General features: G+C 73.8%; 15 protein-coding genes. 4 read left to right on the forward strand and 11 right to left on the reverse strand.

Features of this window, described 5'->3' with window-relative positions:
* Positions 1-138 precede the first annotated feature (138 nt).
* Genes IEZ03_RS15395 through IEZ03_RS38715 form a run of 4 tightly spaced genes read right to left on the reverse strand, consistent with a single transcriptional unit; the run spans position 139 to position 5,107 of the window.
* Complete coding sequence (locus IEZ03_RS15395; protein WP_184883926.1) at positions 139-1,386, reverse strand: ABC transporter substrate-binding protein; 1,248 nt, start codon at positions 1,384-1,386, stop codon at positions 139-141.
* Complete coding sequence (locus IEZ03_RS15400) at positions 1,383-2,561, reverse strand: branched-chain amino acid ABC transporter permease (protein ID WP_229808309.1); 1,179 nt, start codon at positions 2,559-2,561, stop codon at positions 1,383-1,385. Before IEZ03_RS15400 ends, IEZ03_RS15395 begins: the two co-directional genes overlap by 4 nt.
* Positions 2,554-3,444 carry a branched-chain amino acid ABC transporter permease gene (locus IEZ03_RS15405; RefSeq protein WP_184883924.1) on the reverse strand — a complete coding sequence of 297 codons (891 nt, stop codon included), beginning with the start codon at positions 3,442-3,444 and terminating at the stop codon, positions 2,554-2,556. Before IEZ03_RS15405 ends, IEZ03_RS15400 begins: the two co-directional genes overlap by 8 nt.
* A gap of 34 nt (positions 3,445-3,478) precedes the next feature.
* Complete coding sequence (locus IEZ03_RS38715; RefSeq protein ID WP_184883922.1) at positions 3,479-5,107, reverse strand: ATP-binding cassette domain-containing protein; 1,629 nt, start codon at positions 5,105-5,107, stop codon at positions 3,479-3,481.
* Positions 5,108-5,239: 132 nt separating this feature from the next.
* Between IEZ03_RS38715 and dacB the strand changes: the two genes are divergently transcribed.
* Positions 5,240-6,766 (forward strand): D-alanyl-D-alanine carboxypeptidase/D-alanyl-D-alanine endopeptidase, encoded by a 1,527-nt coding sequence (gene dacB / locus IEZ03_RS15415; RefSeq protein WP_184883920.1) that lies wholly within the window; start codon positions 5,240-5,242, stop codon positions 6,764-6,766.
* 25 nt (positions 6,767-6,791) lie between these two features.
* Here the strand turns inward: dacB and IEZ03_RS15420 are convergent, their stop codons facing one another.
* Positions 6,792-7,805, reverse strand: a complete 1,014-nt coding sequence (locus tag IEZ03_RS15420) for a phosphotransferase family protein (protein ID WP_184883918.1) — start codon at positions 7,803-7,805, stop codon at positions 6,792-6,794.
* Positions 7,802-8,881 (reverse strand): TIGR03857 family LLM class F420-dependent oxidoreductase, encoded by a 1,080-nt coding sequence (locus IEZ03_RS15425; RefSeq protein WP_184883916.1) that lies wholly within the window; start codon positions 8,879-8,881, stop codon positions 7,802-7,804. Before IEZ03_RS15425 ends, IEZ03_RS15420 begins: the two co-directional genes overlap by 4 nt.
* Positions 8,882-9,575: 694 nt before the next feature.
* On the opposite strand from IEZ03_RS15425, the gene IEZ03_RS15430 reads away from it, so the two are divergent.
* Positions 9,576-9,863, forward strand: coding sequence for an FAD-dependent oxidoreductase (locus IEZ03_RS15430; RefSeq protein ID WP_184883914.1), 288 nt, complete (start codon positions 9,576-9,578; stop codon positions 9,861-9,863).
* Between the two features lie 40 nt (positions 9,864-9,903).
* On the opposite strand, the gene IEZ03_RS15435 is transcribed toward IEZ03_RS15430, so the two are convergent.
* The 3 genes from IEZ03_RS15435 to IEZ03_RS15445 form a co-directional block, all read right to left on the reverse strand.
* Entirely contained in the window at positions 9,904-10,512 is a 609-nt protein-coding gene (locus IEZ03_RS15435; RefSeq protein ID WP_184883907.1) for a GNAT family N-acetyltransferase, read from the reverse strand.
* Positions 10,513-10,587: 75 nt separating this feature from the next.
* Complete coding sequence (locus IEZ03_RS15440) at positions 10,588-11,124, reverse strand: GNAT family N-acetyltransferase (protein ID WP_229808310.1); 537 nt, start codon at positions 11,122-11,124, stop codon at positions 10,588-10,590.
* 1 nt (position 11,125) lies between these two features.
* Complete coding sequence (locus IEZ03_RS15445; RefSeq protein ID WP_184883897.1) at positions 11,126-11,419, reverse strand: hypothetical protein; 294 nt, start codon at positions 11,417-11,419, stop codon at positions 11,126-11,128.
* 156 nt (positions 11,420-11,575) lie between these two features.
* Here IEZ03_RS15445 and IEZ03_RS15450 point away from each other — a divergent pair, with 156 nt between their 5' ends.
* Positions 11,576-12,397, forward strand: coding sequence for an SAM-dependent methyltransferase (locus IEZ03_RS15450; RefSeq protein WP_184883895.1), 822 nt, complete (start codon positions 11,576-11,578; stop codon positions 12,395-12,397).
* A 42-nt stretch (positions 12,398-12,439) separates the two neighbouring features.
* Here IEZ03_RS15450 and IEZ03_RS15455 read toward each other — a convergent pair whose 3' ends face one another.
* Entirely contained in the window at positions 12,440-13,291 is an 852-nt protein-coding gene (locus tag IEZ03_RS15455; protein WP_184883893.1) for a universal stress protein, read from the reverse strand.
* A 227-nt stretch (positions 13,292-13,518) separates the two neighbouring features.
* Here IEZ03_RS15455 and IEZ03_RS15460 point away from each other — a divergent pair, with 227 nt between their 5' ends.
* Positions 13,519-13,737: a hypothetical protein gene (locus IEZ03_RS15460; protein ID WP_184883891.1), complete on the forward strand. Its 219-nt coding sequence runs from the start codon at positions 13,519-13,521 to the stop codon at positions 13,735-13,737.
* Between the two features lie 20 nt (positions 13,738-13,757).
* Here the strand turns inward: IEZ03_RS15460 and IEZ03_RS15465 are convergent, their stop codons facing one another.
* Positions 13,758-14,612 carry a universal stress protein gene (locus tag IEZ03_RS15465; protein WP_184883889.1) on the reverse strand — a complete coding sequence of 285 codons (855 nt, stop codon included), beginning with the start codon at positions 14,610-14,612 and terminating at the stop codon, positions 13,758-13,760.
* Positions 14,613-14,714: the final 102 nt, after the last annotated feature.

Here is a 14,714-nt window from a genome sequence, read left to right on the forward strand (position 1 = left end):
CTGCGCGCTAACCGGGCCGCGCAGAAGAGGCCGGAGGTCCCCGGACGGCGGGATCGGCGCGCCCGCCGGGGATGGAGCGTGCCAGGCGCTTTATCGGACGGATCATCGGACGGGCGCGGGCCCGTCCGATGACTCGGATCACTCGAACTTGTAGCTGAGGGCGCTCGGGCCTTCGATGGTGTCGAGGACCTTGAGCCCTCCCGGCGCCTCCGGGTCCGCCCTGGAGACGAACACCTTGCGCGTCGGGGGCTCACCGGGCTTGGTGTAGTCCAGCGTCCCGGAGAACAGGCCCTGGGTGTCCAGCCCGGACGTCTCGTGCATCGCGGCGACCACGCCCTTGGGCGTCAGGTCACCGTTCTCGCACGCCTTCTCCAGTGCCTCGGCGAGCAGCTCGGACTGGCCGTAGGCGAGCGGGACCTCCCAGCCCTTGGTGCCGTCCGGCGCGTTCTTCTCGAACATCTCGGCGGCCGTCTTCACCGCGGCGCCCTCCCCGTTGTAGGGCGCGACGCTCGTCACCGTGTAGAAGTTCTTGAGCAGCCCCTCCCTCGCGGGGGTGTTCAGCAGGGCCGGGCTGAACGTGGGCGTGTTGCCGATCAGGGGGACGTCGACCCCGTTCGAGGCGAGCACGCTGGCGAGCGAGGACAGCTGCGACGGGGAGGCGCCGAGGATGACGCCCTTGACGCCCGCCCGCTCCAGCGCCGCCGCCTGGGCGGACATGTCGGAGTCCTGCGGGGTGATCTTGATCGGGTGGATCTTCAGCCCGCGCGCCGCGGCCGCGTGCTCGGCGCCGGCGAGCGAGTCGCCGCCGAAGTCGCCCTCGAAGTAGACGTGCCCGATCGTGCTGCCCGCCGGGACCTTCAGCGTGTCCACGAGGTAGTCGACGGCGTTGGCGGACTCGATGCTGTAGGTGGTGCCCGGGATCTGCGCCACCTGGTACTCCAGCGCGACGCTCGCCCAGCCCATGCCGCCGACGTAGAGGTCGTCCTTCTCCGCGAGCGGGAGGACGGCCGCGACCGCGGGCGAGCCGAGCACCTGCTGGAGCGCCACGACGTCCGGCGCCATGCTGCGGTACAGCGACACCGCGCGCTGCGGGTTGTAGCCGTGGTCCCGGACGTCCATCGTGATCTTGCGGTCGCAGATGCCGCCCTGGGCGCTCCTGGCCGCCCAGTACGCCTTCTTCTCCTGCACCTGCACGGCGGCGCCCGCCTTGAACGGCCCGGACAGGTCGGTGAGCACCCCGATCCTGATCTCCGAATCGGTGACGCCGTTGCCGGTGCGGATCCCCGAGCCGTCGCCGTCTCCGGGTCCGGCGTCGGGGTCGGTCGTGCTGCACGCCGTGAGCGCGGCCAGGCACAGCGCCGCCGCGGCGAGGGGTCGGATCGTCATGGGGCGGACTCCTTCGGGGTGGAACGTTCGGCCGGGCGCGCGGGCCGGGACGGCCGCCCGGCCCGCGCGGTGCGGATCCCCAGGTGGCGCAAGGCCCCGGCGAGGCCCCCGCGCAGGAAGATCAGGACGGCGACGATGGCGACGCCGTAGACGAACCGGCTCAGCGTGGCGGCGTCGACGCCGCCCGAGCCGGGGGCGGACAGGAACGGCAGGTGCGCGCTGTACTGCACGAGCATCAGCGGCAGGACCGAGACGAACACCGCCCCGGCGGACGCGCCCGCGATCGAGCCCGCCCCGCCCAGCACGATCATCACCAGGTAGTCGATGGACACCGTCAGCGCGAACGAGTCCGGCGCGACCCGGCCGAACGCCAGCGCCGTCAGCGCGCCGGCGACCCCGGCGTAGACGGAGGAGACGGTGAACGCGGTCGCCTTGACCCGGGCGACCCGGATGCCGACGGACGCGGCGGCGGTCTCCCCGTCGCGGACGCCGGCCATCGCCCGTCCCGCCCGCCCGGCCTTGATCCCCCGGCCGCAGTAGGCGGCGAGCAGCGCGACGGCGAGGAACAGGTACCAGAGGCGGTGCAGCTCGCCGAACGGCGTGCCGAGCACCGCCAGGTAGTCGGGGTCCTCGTCGCTGAAGCTGAAGCCGGGCACCGCGAACGCCTCGACGGTGCGGCCGTTGTAGCCGCCGGTGACGTCCTCGGCGTTGAGCCAGACGTGCCGGCCGAGGAACACGAGGCCGAGCGAGGCGAGGCCGAGGTAGATGCCGCGCAGCCGTCCGGCGATGGGGCTGAACGCCGCGCCCGCCGCCCCCGCCACCGCCGCGGCGGCGAGCAGGGCCGCCACCGGAGGCAGCCCGAACCCGGACATCCCGTCCTCCCGCTCCCCGGCGAGGAGGGTGTAGGTGTAGGCGCCGACGCCGAGGAAGAACGCGTGGCCGAGCGACAGCTGCCCGGCGACGCCGACGAGCAGGGTGAGGCCGATCGCCCCGACCGCGGCGGCCATCGCGAACAGCCCCGCCTGCAGCCAGAAGTCGGTGAGCCACAGCGGGCCGGCGACCGCGGCGAGCAGCAGGACGGCGCCGGCGGCACGCGCCGGCGAATCGAGCCGGAGGGACGAGATGAGCCGGAGCGGCGAATCGAGCCGGAGGGACGCGGCGGGCCGGTCAGACACGGATGGCCTCCTTCTGTCCGAACAACCCGTGCGGGCGCAGCAGCAGGACGAGCACCATCACCGCGTAGGGGACGACCTCGCCGAACCCGCCGCCGAGGAAGTGCAGCTCGGACTCGTAGCCGATCGCGAGCGCCTGCGCGACCCCGATGACGAGGCCGCCGGCGACCGCGCCCGGCACCGAGTCGAAGCCGCCCAGCACCCACGCGGGGATCGCGGCGAACGCGACGACGGAGACGCCGGGCTCGACGCCGGGCGTCGGGTAGGAGGTCAGGAACACCCCCGCGACGGCGGCCAGCGCGCCGGCCAGCCCCCACCCGACCGCGCTCGTGCGGCTGAGCCGGATGCCCATCAGCGACGCGGTGTCGGGGTCGGCCGCCGCCGCGCGCATCGCGAGCCCCCAGTCGGTGCGGGCGGCTAGCGCGCCGAGCGCGGCGAACAGCACCACCGCCGTGCCCGCGGCGATCGCCCGGGACGCCGGCAGGCTCACCCCCGCCGCGCCGACGACCGACGCCCCCCACGGGGCGCCGATGTCGAGGACGTCGTTGCCGATCTGCCTGGTCAGCTCGGTGAGCAGCAGGATGTCCACGCCGATCGTCAGGATCGCGAGCACGCCCGGGTCGTGCTCGGCGACCCGCCGCACCAGCAGCGTGTTGATCAGCGCGGCGACCAGCGCCGCACCCGCCACCCCGGCGGCGAGCGCGCCCCAGAACCCGAGTTCCGGGTGGAGCCGGGCCACGAGGTAGGCGCCCAGCAGGAGCACCGACCCGTGCGCGAAGTTCAGCACCCCGGTGGACTTGAACACGACCACGAACCCCACCGCGATCAGCCCGAGCACGAGGCCGAGCGACACGCCGTTGACCAGCTGGGTCAGCAGGTAGCTCATGGGGCGCGTACTCCGTCCCTTCTGCGGCCGTCCCTCATGCCGCCTCCGACCCGAGGTAGGCCCGCAGGACCTCCGGGTCGCGCTGCACCTCGGCGGGGGTGCCGTCCGCGATGCGCCGGCCGAAGTCGAGGACGGTGACGCGCTCGGCGAGGCCCATCACGAACGGCATGTCGTGCTCGACGAGGAGGATGGAGATCCCGAGCTCGCGCCGGACCTCCGCGATCGTCGCGGCCATCTCGGCGGACTCGGCGGGGTTCATGCCGGCGACCGGCTCGTCCAGGAGCAGCAGGGTCGGCTCGGCGCACAGGGCGCGGCCCAGCTCGACCCGCTTGCGGTCGCCGTAGGAGAGGGTGTGCACGGACCGGCCGAGCAGGGCGGTGAGGCCGAGCAGCTCGGCGACCCGCTCCGCCCGGGCGCGGTGCTCGCGGTCCTCCCGGCGGGCGCGGGGCAGGCCCAGCGCGCCGCCGAGCACGCCGGAGCGCATCAGGCGGTGCCGCCCGGTGAGGAGGTTGTCGGCGACGGTGGCGTCCAGGGAGAGCGAGATGTTCTGGAAGGTCCGCGCGACGCCGAGGCCGGCGATCTGGTCGGCGCGCAGCCCGGTGAGCGTCCGGTCGCCGTAGCGGACGGTGCCGGCGGCGACCCGGTACGCCCCGCCGAGGACGTTGATGCACGTCGACTTGCCGGCGCCGTTCGGGCCGATGAGGGCGTGCACGGTGCCCGGCTCGATCTCGAAGGAGACGTCGGCGAGCGCGGTGACGCCGCCGAAGCGGACCGTCACCCCGTCGACCTTCAGCGCCTCGGCGCGCACGGCCGCCGCCGGCCCCGGAGGCCCGGTGTCCGGCTCCCGGCCGTCGTCCGGCCCCGGATCGGCGGAGGACGCGGTGCCCGCGCCCGCACCGAGGTAGCGGCCGCGTATCTCGTCGCTGCCGGCCAGGACCTCGGCCGGGCCGGACGCGGCCACCCTCCCGACTTCGAGCACGTAGGCGCTGTCGGCCACCCGCAGCCCCATGACGGCGTTCTGCTCGATCAGCAGGACCGCCGTGCCGTGGCGGTTGATCTCGGTGACGATCTCGCCGATCCGCGCGACGAGCTGCGGCGCGAGGCCGAGGGACGGCTCGTCCAGGAGGAGCAGCCGGGGCCGGCTCATCAGCCCGCGGCCGATGGCGAGCATCTGCTGCTGGCCCCCGGACAGCAGCCCGGCCCGCTCCCGGCGGCGCTCGGCCAGATCGGGGAAGAGCTCGTAGATCCCCTGGAGCGCCGCGCTCCTGGTGCGCGGCGCCGCGGTGAGGCCGCCGGCCCGCAGGTTCTCCTCCACCGTGAGGTCCCGGAACACGCGCCTGCCCTCGGGGACCTGCGCGATGCCGGCCCGCACGATCTCCGCGGCGGGCAGGCCGCGGACGTCGCGGCCGTCGAGGCGGATCGTCCCGCCGGTGACGGCGCCGCCGGCGGAACCGAGCGTCCCGGAGATCGCGCGCAAGAGGGTGGTCTTCCCGGCGCCGTTGCCGCCGAGGACGGCGACCACCCCCCGGCGCGCGACCTGCAGCGACACCCCGCGCAGGGCCCGTACCGCACCGTTGTAGCCGACGTCGAGGCCGTCGACGTCCAGCAGCGGAGCCCCGGGCGCGGGAACGGCCTCCCAGGCGGATCCGGATCCGGTGCGCATGGGGCCTTCCCTTCAACGCGGGGCAAAGGGACGCTTACCTCGACAGCGACGAACGCTAGACAAACTTTTGTCGCGCGTCAAGAGTTGATCATATGAATTTGTGATCGCGGTCACCCCGCGTAGACTCACGACATGATCAAGAGCGCCGGGATCGCCCTGCTGCTGGGCGGCGGCATGGCGCTGGGCGGCGCCCACGCCCTCCCCGCCCACGCCGCCCCGCCCGGGGACCTGGCGGCGGACCTGGACGCGATCCTGCGGGACGAGCGCCTCCAAGGCGCGGCGATCGGCGTGACCGTCCGGGACGCCAGGACGAGCGAGACCCTCTACGACCGCGACGCCGGCGCGCCGCGCACCCCTGCCTCGAACAACAAGCTGCAGACCGCGGCGGCGGCGTTCGGCATCCTCGGCTCCGGATACCGGTTCCGAACGACGGTGAGCGTCAAGGGCGGCGACCTTTACCTCACCGGCACCGGCGACACGACCATGCGGGCCGCCGAGTACGACCGGCTGGCCGCGGCCGTCGCCGCCAAGGGCATCACCAGGATCAGGGGCGACCTCGTCGCCGACGACACCTGGTTCGACGCCCGGCGGACCCCGGCCGACTGGGACCCCGCCGACCTCCAGTACGCCTACGCGGCGCAGACGTCCGCGCTGACCGTCTCGCCCAACGACGACTTCGACGCCGGCTCGGTCGAGATCTCACTCGCTCCCGCCGCCCGGCAGGGGCGGCCGGTCCGGGTCGGGCTGACCCCCGACACGGAGGCGGTGAAGATCGACAACCGGGCCGTCACCGGCGCGCCCGGGTCCGCGTCCACCCTCGCGGTCGACCGGAGCAACGGCACCAACACGATCGTCATCACCGGCTCCCACCCGGCGGGCGCGGCGCCCACCAGCGTCCTGCGGACCGTCGAGGAGCCGACGCTGTTCGCGGCGGACGTCTTCCGCAAGGCGCTCAAGGCGCACGGCGTCCGGGTGGCCGGAGCCACCGAGCGCGGCCGGACACCCGCGGACGCCCGGACGGTGGCCACCCGCACCTCAATGCCGCTGTCCCGGCTCGCCGTACCGTTCCTCAAGCTCAGCAACAACGTCATGGCCGAGACCCTCGTCAAGGCCATCGGCCGCGAGGCACAGCGCAAGGGCACCTGGGAGGCCGGACTGCCCGCCGTCACCGCCGAACTCCGGCGCCTCGGCGTCGACACGTCGCAGGTGACCATGACGGACGGATCGGGCCTCTCGCGCGGCAACCGCACGACGGCCGCGCAGCTCGGCACGCTGCTGCGGAACGTCCGGAAGCGGCCCTGGTTCCCCGCCTGGTACACCGCGCTGCCCATCGCCGGGGAGCCCGGCCCGCTGACCGGCGGCACACTCGCGAACCGCATGCGCGGCACCGCCGCCGCCGGGAACGTCCGCGCCAAGACCGGCACGCTGACGGGCGTCACCGCACTGTCCGGCTACGTGCGCGACCCGGCCGGCCGCACCCTGATCTTCTCCAGCGTCTTCAACGGCTACTCCGGCGGCGCCCCGAAGGACATCGAAGACAAGATCGCCATACGCCTCGCCACCGGCGACGACGACACGTCCCGCACCACCCTGCACAACATGGACCGGGTCGACGGCGGCCACCTCGAACCCACCTGGCTAAACGGCCGCCTGCCCTAGACCGGGCACCGGCGGCCGGGCGTCGTCACGGCGTTGGGGGATCCAGGTCGCGGATGGTGGTGCAGGCTCGGGTGGCCATGGTCAGGAACATTGTGTCGCCGCGTTCTGTGGGGGTGCCGTAGGCGCAGCCTAGGACGGTGATGAGGGGGCCTTGCAGTAGGGCGAAGCGGTAGTCGTCCCAGCAGAGGTCTAGCGGATAGTCGCTGACGCCGTGGGTGAGGAGGGCCTCGTGGTATCGGGCCACGAGGTCGCGTTCGTGGGTGCGGCGGTCGTCGGTGGTGAGGCTGGTGGCCAGGAAGTAGGACAGGTCGCGGGCGGGCAGGCCGATGGTGAGGGTCTGCCAGTCGACGGTGGTCGGGGGGTCGCCGTCCGGTGGGAACAGGATGTTGTCCAGGCGGTAGTCGCCGTGGACGAGGCCGAAGCGTTCGGAGCGGGCGACGAGCCAGGGGCCGATGGTGTCGGTGGTCCGGCGCAGGGTTTCCCGGTCGGCGGGGTGGAGGCGGTCGCCGAAGCGGTCGATGAAGGTCTCGACGGCGGGGGCGTAGACCTCGGCCAGGGTGTCCGCGTCGGCGGCGGTGTTGTGGTGGAGGCCCTCGATGCCGAGCAGGGAGTCGTCGCACCAGCGGGGGCCGTGCAGGCCCGCCAGGGCGGTCATGCAGGCGGCGGCCTGGCGGGGCGGGCAGCCGGCCAGCTGGTCGCCCTGGGCCGCCGGGGAGAGGTCCTCCAGGAGGAGGACGAAGTCGAAGGTTCCGGGGTCGATCGCGGCGTGGTGGCAGCGCGGGGTGCGGATCGCGACGGTCGGGGCGATGTCGCGGTAGAAGAGGACCTCGGTGCGGTAGGCGCCGCCGAGGAGGGCGCGGGCGGCGGGGTCGGCGGCGGGGAGCTTGGCCACCAGGCGGCCGGGGACGCCGTCACCGGTCACCGTCAGCCGGAAGCACGCGCCGATCTGCCCGGTGCCGACGGGCTCGGCGGCCACCTCGTCGACCCGGGAGTCCAGGACGCCGCCGAGCCAGGCAGGGGTGAGGTCCGCCGGCGTCACCGGGCGCGGCCCGGGTTGCGGGGAAGGGCCGCGAGGCCGGCCGGGCGGACGCGGCGGTAGGCGTCAAGGACGGGGGCGAGTTCGGCGGGGGTCGCGCCGTGCAGGATGACACCGTCGGCGCCCGCGTCGAACTGGTCGAGGACGCGGGCCGCGCACTCGCCGGGCGTGCCGGTCGCGGAGGCGGCCAGCCACTCGTCCGGGATCAGCCCGGCGACGTGCCCCAGGTCGGCGGCCGTGCCGATCACGTCGAAGGCGCCGGGGTAGCCGGAGACGAGGTCGTCGGCGCGGAAGCGGGCCAGGACGGCGGGGTCCCAGCCGTTGACGCGGACCAGCAGGTCCCCGTAGCCCTGCAGGTAGGTGGCCAGGCGGCCGACGAGCTTGCGCAGCCGCAGCTCCTCGTCCAGGTGGTCGCCCACGGTGGCCAGCACCGACCACACGCGGACGGACGCGGGATCCCGGCCCGCTTCGGCCGCCCCGCGGCGGATGGTCTCGACGGATCTCGCGAGCGTCTCGTCGGTGAAGAAGGTGTGCAGGACGACGCCGTCGGCGACGCGCCCGGCGAACTCCAGGGTCCGCTCCCCCATCGCGGTGAGGATGATCGGGATGTCCTCGTCGAACGAGGGGTCCTGGCTGAGGTACGGGAAGTTCCCCGCGGGCCCGTCGTGGCCGGCGACCGCCTCGCCGCGCCAGAGCCGGCGCAGGATGCCGATGGCGTCCTCCATCTGCGCGCTGGTGACGCGCGGCAGGCCCATGACGTCGAAGAGCATGTCGAACCCGCGGCCGAGCCCGAGCGCGAAGCGCCCGCCGGAGAGGCGGTGCATGGTCGTCGCGAGGGTCGCGGTCAGCAGGGGGTGGCGGGTGTTGTGGTTGGTGGCGGCGGTGGCGATGCCGATCCGCTCCCCGGCCGCGGCGGCGGCCCCGGAGAGCACGGCCGCCTCCTTGGTCGTGAACCGCTCGGACAGGAAGACCGAGCCGAGCCCCAGGCGCTCGCCCTCGGCGACCTCGGCGATCAGGTCCCGGGGCGTGGCCGAGTGCCCGGCCAGTCCGTAGAAGCCCAGTTCTGGGAGGTCGTCCATGGGCGGTCCCTCGGGTAGAGGCGGCCCGGCCGCCGCGCGATACGCGGACTCTAGTCTGGACAGTTGTCCAGATCAAGGCGGCGGCGGAGGCCCGCCGCAGACCGTCAGCCAGATCGAGCGGACGGGGGTGCGGGCACGTCACGTGGTGGGAGTACGTGCGGGCGGAGGGCAAGTCCGAGGACTACCGGGCGATCGTGGCGCGGTTCCTGACGCGCGGGCTGGTCGCCGTCAAGGAGAAGGTCGCCAGCACCAAGACGGTCGGCGCCATGGGCCAGGCGTTCCTGCTGTCGGGCATCGGCCTCGGCGCGGACGGCGGCCTGGCCCGGATGCTCAACGCGCCCACCAGCGAGGCGTGGATCGACCCCTGGGTGAGCTACCTGCGTGACCGCGGCGTGCGGTTCGAGGTCGGGCAGACGGTCGAGGCCCCGGAGATCGCCTCGGGCCGTGTGCGGTCCGTCCGGCTGGTGGACGCGGCGGGCCGCCGCCGCAGCGCCGAGGCCGACTGGTTCGTCAGCGCGATGCCGGTCGAACGCGCGCGGGAGCTGCTGACCCCCGCCGTCCTGGCCCTCGACACCCCTGTCCCTGGACATCTCCGACTGGGACACGCCGGGCATCGTGTACGGCAAGCCGGCGAAGCAGTGCAGCCCCGCCCAGGTCGCCGAGGAGGCGTGGGCGCAGAAACGACGAGCCGCTCATGGTCAACACGGTCGGGAGCCGGCAGAAGCGGCCGCACCCCCGCACGGCGATCCCGAACCTCTTCCTGGCGGGCGACTACGTCCGCACGAGCGTCGGCCTGGCCACCATGGAGGGCGCCAACGAGTCCGGCCGCGCGGCCGTCAACGCACTGCTGGACGCGGCCGGCTCCCCCGCCGAGCGGGCCCAGATCTGGCCCCTGTACCAACCACCGGAACTGGACGGCCTCAAGGAGATCGACCCCCACCGCTACCGCACAGGCCGCCCCAACCTCCTCGACACGATGTGACCCCGCCCGTGGTCAGACGGCCGCCCGGGGAGGGCGGCGCCTAGCGGGGCGCGGCGGTGTTCGGACGGCGGATCATGCACCAGGTGCGGGGGCCGCCGCCGGGGAGGTGGACGTCGGCGGTGGTCTCGAAGCCGAAGCGCTCGTAGAAGCGGACGTTGCGTTCGTCGGCGGTCTCCAGGTAGGCGTCGTGGCCGGTCCGGTCCGCCTCGGCCAGGCCGGGTGCGAGGACGGCCTGGCCGAGGCCGCGTCCCTGCATGTCGCGGCGGACGCCGATGGTCGCGAGGAACCATGCTGGCCGGGACGGGCGGTAGGGCGCGAGGAACTCCTCGGCCTCGATGGCGTACGGGGCGCGGTCGCCGTACAGGGCGGCGAGTTCCGGTCCGGTGAACACCTCGGGCGGGACGTCGATACCGGGAGTCGTCCACACCGCGGCGGCGGCGTTGTCACCGGCCGTCCAGACGCGGCCGTACGGGAGCCCCACCTTCTCGGTGAAGTAGAGCTGGAGCGCGCGCAGGCGGCGCGGGTGGTCGTCGGCGGCCACGGTCCAGCGGGTCCAGGGATAGTCGGCGAACGCACTTGCGAGGGTGTCGGCGATGGCGTGCAGGTCCGCGGGGCCGGCGGGACGCGCTCCGCCAATGTTGTCGATCATCCCGGCCAGGGTAGGAGGTAATCCGCCGAGGACGAAACTCGCTTTGCGACGGTCCGCAATGGGGCCCGCAGGGAGCTACCCGGCGTGCCTGGCGGTGGTGGTGCGGTAGAGGACGTGGTGTTCGAGGGGGTGGCCGTCCGGCACTAGCGGGTGGTCGAAGTCGTCCGCGGGGTCGCGGGTCATGCCTATGCGTTCCATGACGGCGCGGGATCTGGTGTTGGCGACGGCGGTGAAGGAGACGACCTCGTCGAGGCCGTCCTCGAAGGCGAAGCGGAGGGCGCGGCGGGCGGCCTCGGAGGCGTAGCCGCGCCCCCACGCGGACCGGGCGAGCCGCCAGCCGATCTCCACGGCGGGGACGAAGGGCGCCTGGAAACGCACGGCGGACAGGCCGGTGAACCCGACGAACTCCCCCGTGCCGGCGGTCTCCAGCGCCCAGAAGCCGAAGCCGTCCTCCTCGAAGCGGGTCTCGAACGAGGCGATCAGCCCGTCGCTCTCCGCGCGGGTCAGCGGAGCGGGGAAGTGCTCCATGACCTCGGGGTCGGCGTTCATGGCGGCGAACGGCTCCCGGTCGCCGTCCTGCCAGCGCCGCATCACGAGCCGCTCGGTGCGCAACTCAGACCGCCTCGTGGGTGAAGGCGTGCTGCCCATCGACGTACACGTTGTAGACCGACGGGCGGAAGCCCGCGAACAGCACCTTGCGGGTCTTGTCGATGATCACGTGGTGGCGCTCCTGGTGACCGACGGTGAACTCGAAGCGCTTCGTCATGGCGAAGCTGAAGAGCAGGGAGCCTTTCACGACCTCGTGGCGGTCCACCGTGATCCGCACCTTGCCCCAGAAGCCGTCGTAGAAGTACTCGACCAGATGGCGTTCGTACTGACCGACCTCGAAATAGAAGTACTCGTGCACCGTCGTTCCAAGCGTGGGAGTTCGTGGTGCCCGATTATCTCCCATTGCGTGTGGCCGGGTGCACACCGGGCGGTACGCGGCGTTTTCGCCGTGTTGCCGAGGGGCGCACCGTATTGAAGAATCCCGGCAGGGTTTCCGAGCCGGAGGGCGCCGTCCATGGGAGAGAACCAGTCCGCTGCCGACCCGGGCTTCGACACCGGGGTTCCGCATTCGGCGAGGGTGTGGAACTACTGGCTGGGCGGCAAGGACAACTACCCCATCGACCGGCAGGTGGGCGACCAGGTGCGCGAGCTGTACCCCGAGATCGTGGACGTCGCGCGCCACTCGCGGGCCTTCCTCGGCCGCGCGGTCCGGTACCTGGCGGGCGAGGAGGGCGTCACGCAGTTCCTCGACATCGGCACCGGCCTGCCCACCGTCGACAACACCCACGAGGTGGCGCAGCGGGTCGACCCGGCGTGCCGCATCGTCTACGTCGACAACGACCCGCTGGTGCTCCTGCACGCCCGCGCGCTGCTGGCGAGCACGCCGGAAGGGGAGTGCGACTACATCGACGCCGACGTCCGCAACCCCGGCGACATCATCGAACGGGCGGCCCATACGCTCGACTTCGACCGGCCGATCGCGCTGATGATGCTCGGCATCCTCGGCAACATCGAGGACGACGACCAGGCGCGGGCGATCCGCGACCGGCTGGTCGGCGCGCTTCCCGGCGGCAGCTACCTGGTCCTGGAGGACGGCACCGCCGCCGTGAACCCCGGCGCCGCCGCCGAGGCCGAGCGGACCCGCGCCGAAGCCGGCGACCCCTACAAGCTCCGCACGCCCGAGCAGCTCGCGACCTACTTCGACGGCCTGGAGCTGCTGGAGCCCGGCGTCGTGTCGGTGTCCCGGTGGCGTCCCGAGGCGACGCCCTGGGGAGACCCGCCGGTGGTCACGGCGTTCTGCGGTGTCGCGAGGAAGCCGTCCACGGGGACCGGCTGATCCGTCGTCGCCGGGTGAGGGCTTCGCGCCGGTGGGCGGGCCTCAGCGGCGGGAGGGGACGACGGCGACCGGGCACTGGGCGTGGTGGACGACGCCGTGGCCGGTGGACCCGAGCCGCGGCGCGCCCCGGCGGCGCTCGCGCGCGCCCACCACGAGGAGGCGGGCGGCGCGGGACGGCCTGGTGAGTGCCTGCACCGGGTGCTCCAGCACGACCTCGCCGACGGCGTCCACCTGCGAGTACCTGCGCTGCAGCGGCTCGCACGCCGCGGCGACCCGCTCCCGCAGCTCCGGGCCGGCGTCCTCGTCCTCGACGGTGTAGCCGGCGTCGATGAGCGTCGTGGACAGCTGCCACGCGTGGACGACCCGGACCCGCGCACCGCGCAGCGAGGCCGCCTCGAAGGCGTACTCGAGCACAGCGTCGACTTCCTTGCGCACGTCGATGCCCGCGACGACCTCGCCGCGCTCGGTCGCCTCCCCGCGCACGATCACGACCGGGACGGTGCTGCGCGAGGCCATCCGCAGGCTCGTGGACCCGAGCAGCAGGCTGGCGAACCCGCCCCTCCCGCGGCGGCCCAGCACCAGTTCGAACGCCCCCTCCGCCTGCCGCAGCAGGGCCTCGTGCGTCTCCTCCGCGACCACGGCGGTCGCGGTCTCGACGCCCGGCCACCGCTCGCGGACCCGCTCGCGGGCCTTGTCGACGACCGCCTGCCCCACGCGAGCGAGACGCTCGGCCTTCTCGGCCGGCGAGAACAGCGGCGTCTTGGTGGGCCGGGCCGCCACGGCGTGGACGATCCGCAGGGGACGCTCCCGCAGGGCGGCTTCCGCCGCGGCCCAGTCCACGGCACGGTCCGACTCGCCGGACCCGTCGGTGCCGACGACGATCGGTTCGGACATCGGGTTCTCCTCTTCGAGAGGGCTCACGACGAACGTCCCCACATTGGCGCCGCTTATCACCGGCGCGGCGAACGGGCCCTCCGGCCGCGCGGCAGGTGACCAAGGTCCCTACGGGCGCGTGCGCGCGCGAAGGAGGCTGGTGGTGACCGGAGATCCCGCAGAAGGGGCGGGCCGCACCGCGGGACCGCGCCGGCGGGCCCGCGGCACGAGACGAAGGAGCTCCCACGATGCCTAGGCAGATCGTCACCGCGTCCGCGGCGCCGTCCATCCCCGTTCTGGAGCATCGCGTGGCGATCCTGGAACGCCGGGTCGCCCTGCTGACCGAGACCGTGGAGGCGCTGGCGGCGACACTGGAGACCGCCCTGTCCCCGGCCGGGGACGGCGACGCCGGCGGCCCGGTGTCGGCGAACCGGCCCGAGCCCGACCTGCTCCCGCTGGGAAGCTGACCGGAGGCGCTCCCCTGGCGTCAGGACGTGGGCACGAGGACGACGGGGCAGCGGGAATGGTGCAGGACCACGTGGTTGACGCGCCCGAGCCCCATGCCGATCAGGCTCTTGCGGGTGCGGGCGCCGACCACGACCAGCGCGGCGCTCTCCGACGCCTCGACCAGCGCCTGCGGCGCGGTGCGGTCGGACACCAGCGGCCGCACGGCGACGTCCGGGAAGTCCTCGCCCATCCCGGCGACCGCCTCCGACAGCTCCATCTCCTCGATGACGCGGCGGCGGGGCGAGAACTCGCCGCCGGCGGCGTGCAGCGCGACGACCCCGGCGCCGCGGGCCGCGGCGTCCGCGAAGGCCCAGCGGACGGCCGCCTCGTCGCCGGGCTCCCCCTCGACACCGACCACGATCTTGGCCGGAGCGTCGCCCGGGTCGGGCGCGGGACGGGTCACCACCATCACCGGGCACCGGGCCCGGGCGGCGGTGTGGAGGCCGACCGACCCGAACAGCAGGCCCTCGAAGCCGCCCTGCCCGCGCGACCCGACGACCACCAGCGCGGCCTCGTCACTCGCGTCGACCAGCGCACCGCCCGGATCGGTGTCGAGCAGGCTGGTCGTGACGTCCAGGCCGGGGTGCCGCTTCAGCGCGTGGTCCCGCGCCTCGGCCAGCATGTCCTCCCGCTCGGCGACCAGCCGGCGCAGCGCGTCGTCCGGGATCGATCCGCCCGGCTCCAGGGCGCGCGACGCGTGCACCAGCCGCAGCGGCAGGCGGTGGCGGGCGCCGTGGTCGGCGGCCCAGTCCAGGGCCCGCCGGGAGTGGGTCGAACCGTCGATCCCCACGATGATCGGAGCCGCCATGGGCGTCACCTCCAGCTCGAAGTCCATTTCGACACTAGACGTCCCTTCCCCAAGATCGACGGCCGAAAGGCCCTGTCTCGGCGGACGAACGTCCCGCGGACCGGCGGAGGTTTCTCCAGGGCTCGCGGG

This window comes from Actinomadura livida (assembly GCF_014648675.1).
Lineage (GTDB): Bacteria > Actinomycetota > Actinomycetes > Streptosporangiales > Streptosporangiaceae > Spirillospora > Spirillospora livida.

Coding starts and splice junctions, on each gene's coding strand:
- IEZ03_RS15395 (WP_184883926.1), bottom strand. CDS start 1,386: ATGACGATCCGACCCCTCGCCGCGGCGGCGCTGTGCCTGGCCGCGCTC.
- IEZ03_RS15405 (WP_184883924.1), bottom strand. CDS start 3,444: ATGAGCTACCTGCTGACCCAGCTGGTCAACGGCGTGTCGCTCGGCCTC.
- IEZ03_RS38715 (WP_184883922.1), bottom strand. CDS start 5,107: ATGCGCACCGGATCCGGATCCGCCTGGGAGGCCGTTCCCGCGCCCGGG.
- dacB (WP_184883920.1), top strand. CDS start 5,240: ATGATCAAGAGCGCCGGGATCGCCCTGCTGCTGGGCGGCGGCATGGCG.
- IEZ03_RS15425 (WP_184883916.1), bottom strand. CDS start 8,881: ATGGACGACCTCCCAGAACTGGGCTTCTACGGACTGGCCGGGCACTCG.
- IEZ03_RS15430 (WP_184883914.1), top strand. CDS start 9,576: ATGGTCAACACGGTCGGGAGCCGGCAGAAGCGGCCGCACCCCCGCACG.
- IEZ03_RS15435 (WP_184883907.1), bottom strand. CDS start 10,512: ATGATCGACAACATTGGCGGAGCGCGTCCCGCCGGCCCCGCGGACCTG.
- IEZ03_RS15450 (WP_184883895.1), top strand. CDS start 11,576: ATGGGAGAGAACCAGTCCGCTGCCGACCCGGGCTTCGACACCGGGGTT.
- IEZ03_RS15455 (WP_184883893.1), bottom strand. CDS start 13,291: ATGTCCGAACCGATCGTCGTCGGCACCGACGGGTCCGGCGAGTCGGAC.
- IEZ03_RS15460 (WP_184883891.1), top strand. CDS start 13,519: ATGCCTAGGCAGATCGTCACCGCGTCCGCGGCGCCGTCCATCCCCGTT.
- IEZ03_RS15465 (WP_184883889.1), bottom strand. CDS start 14,612: ATGGACTTCGAGCTGGAGGTGACGCCCATGGCGGCTCCGATCATCGTG.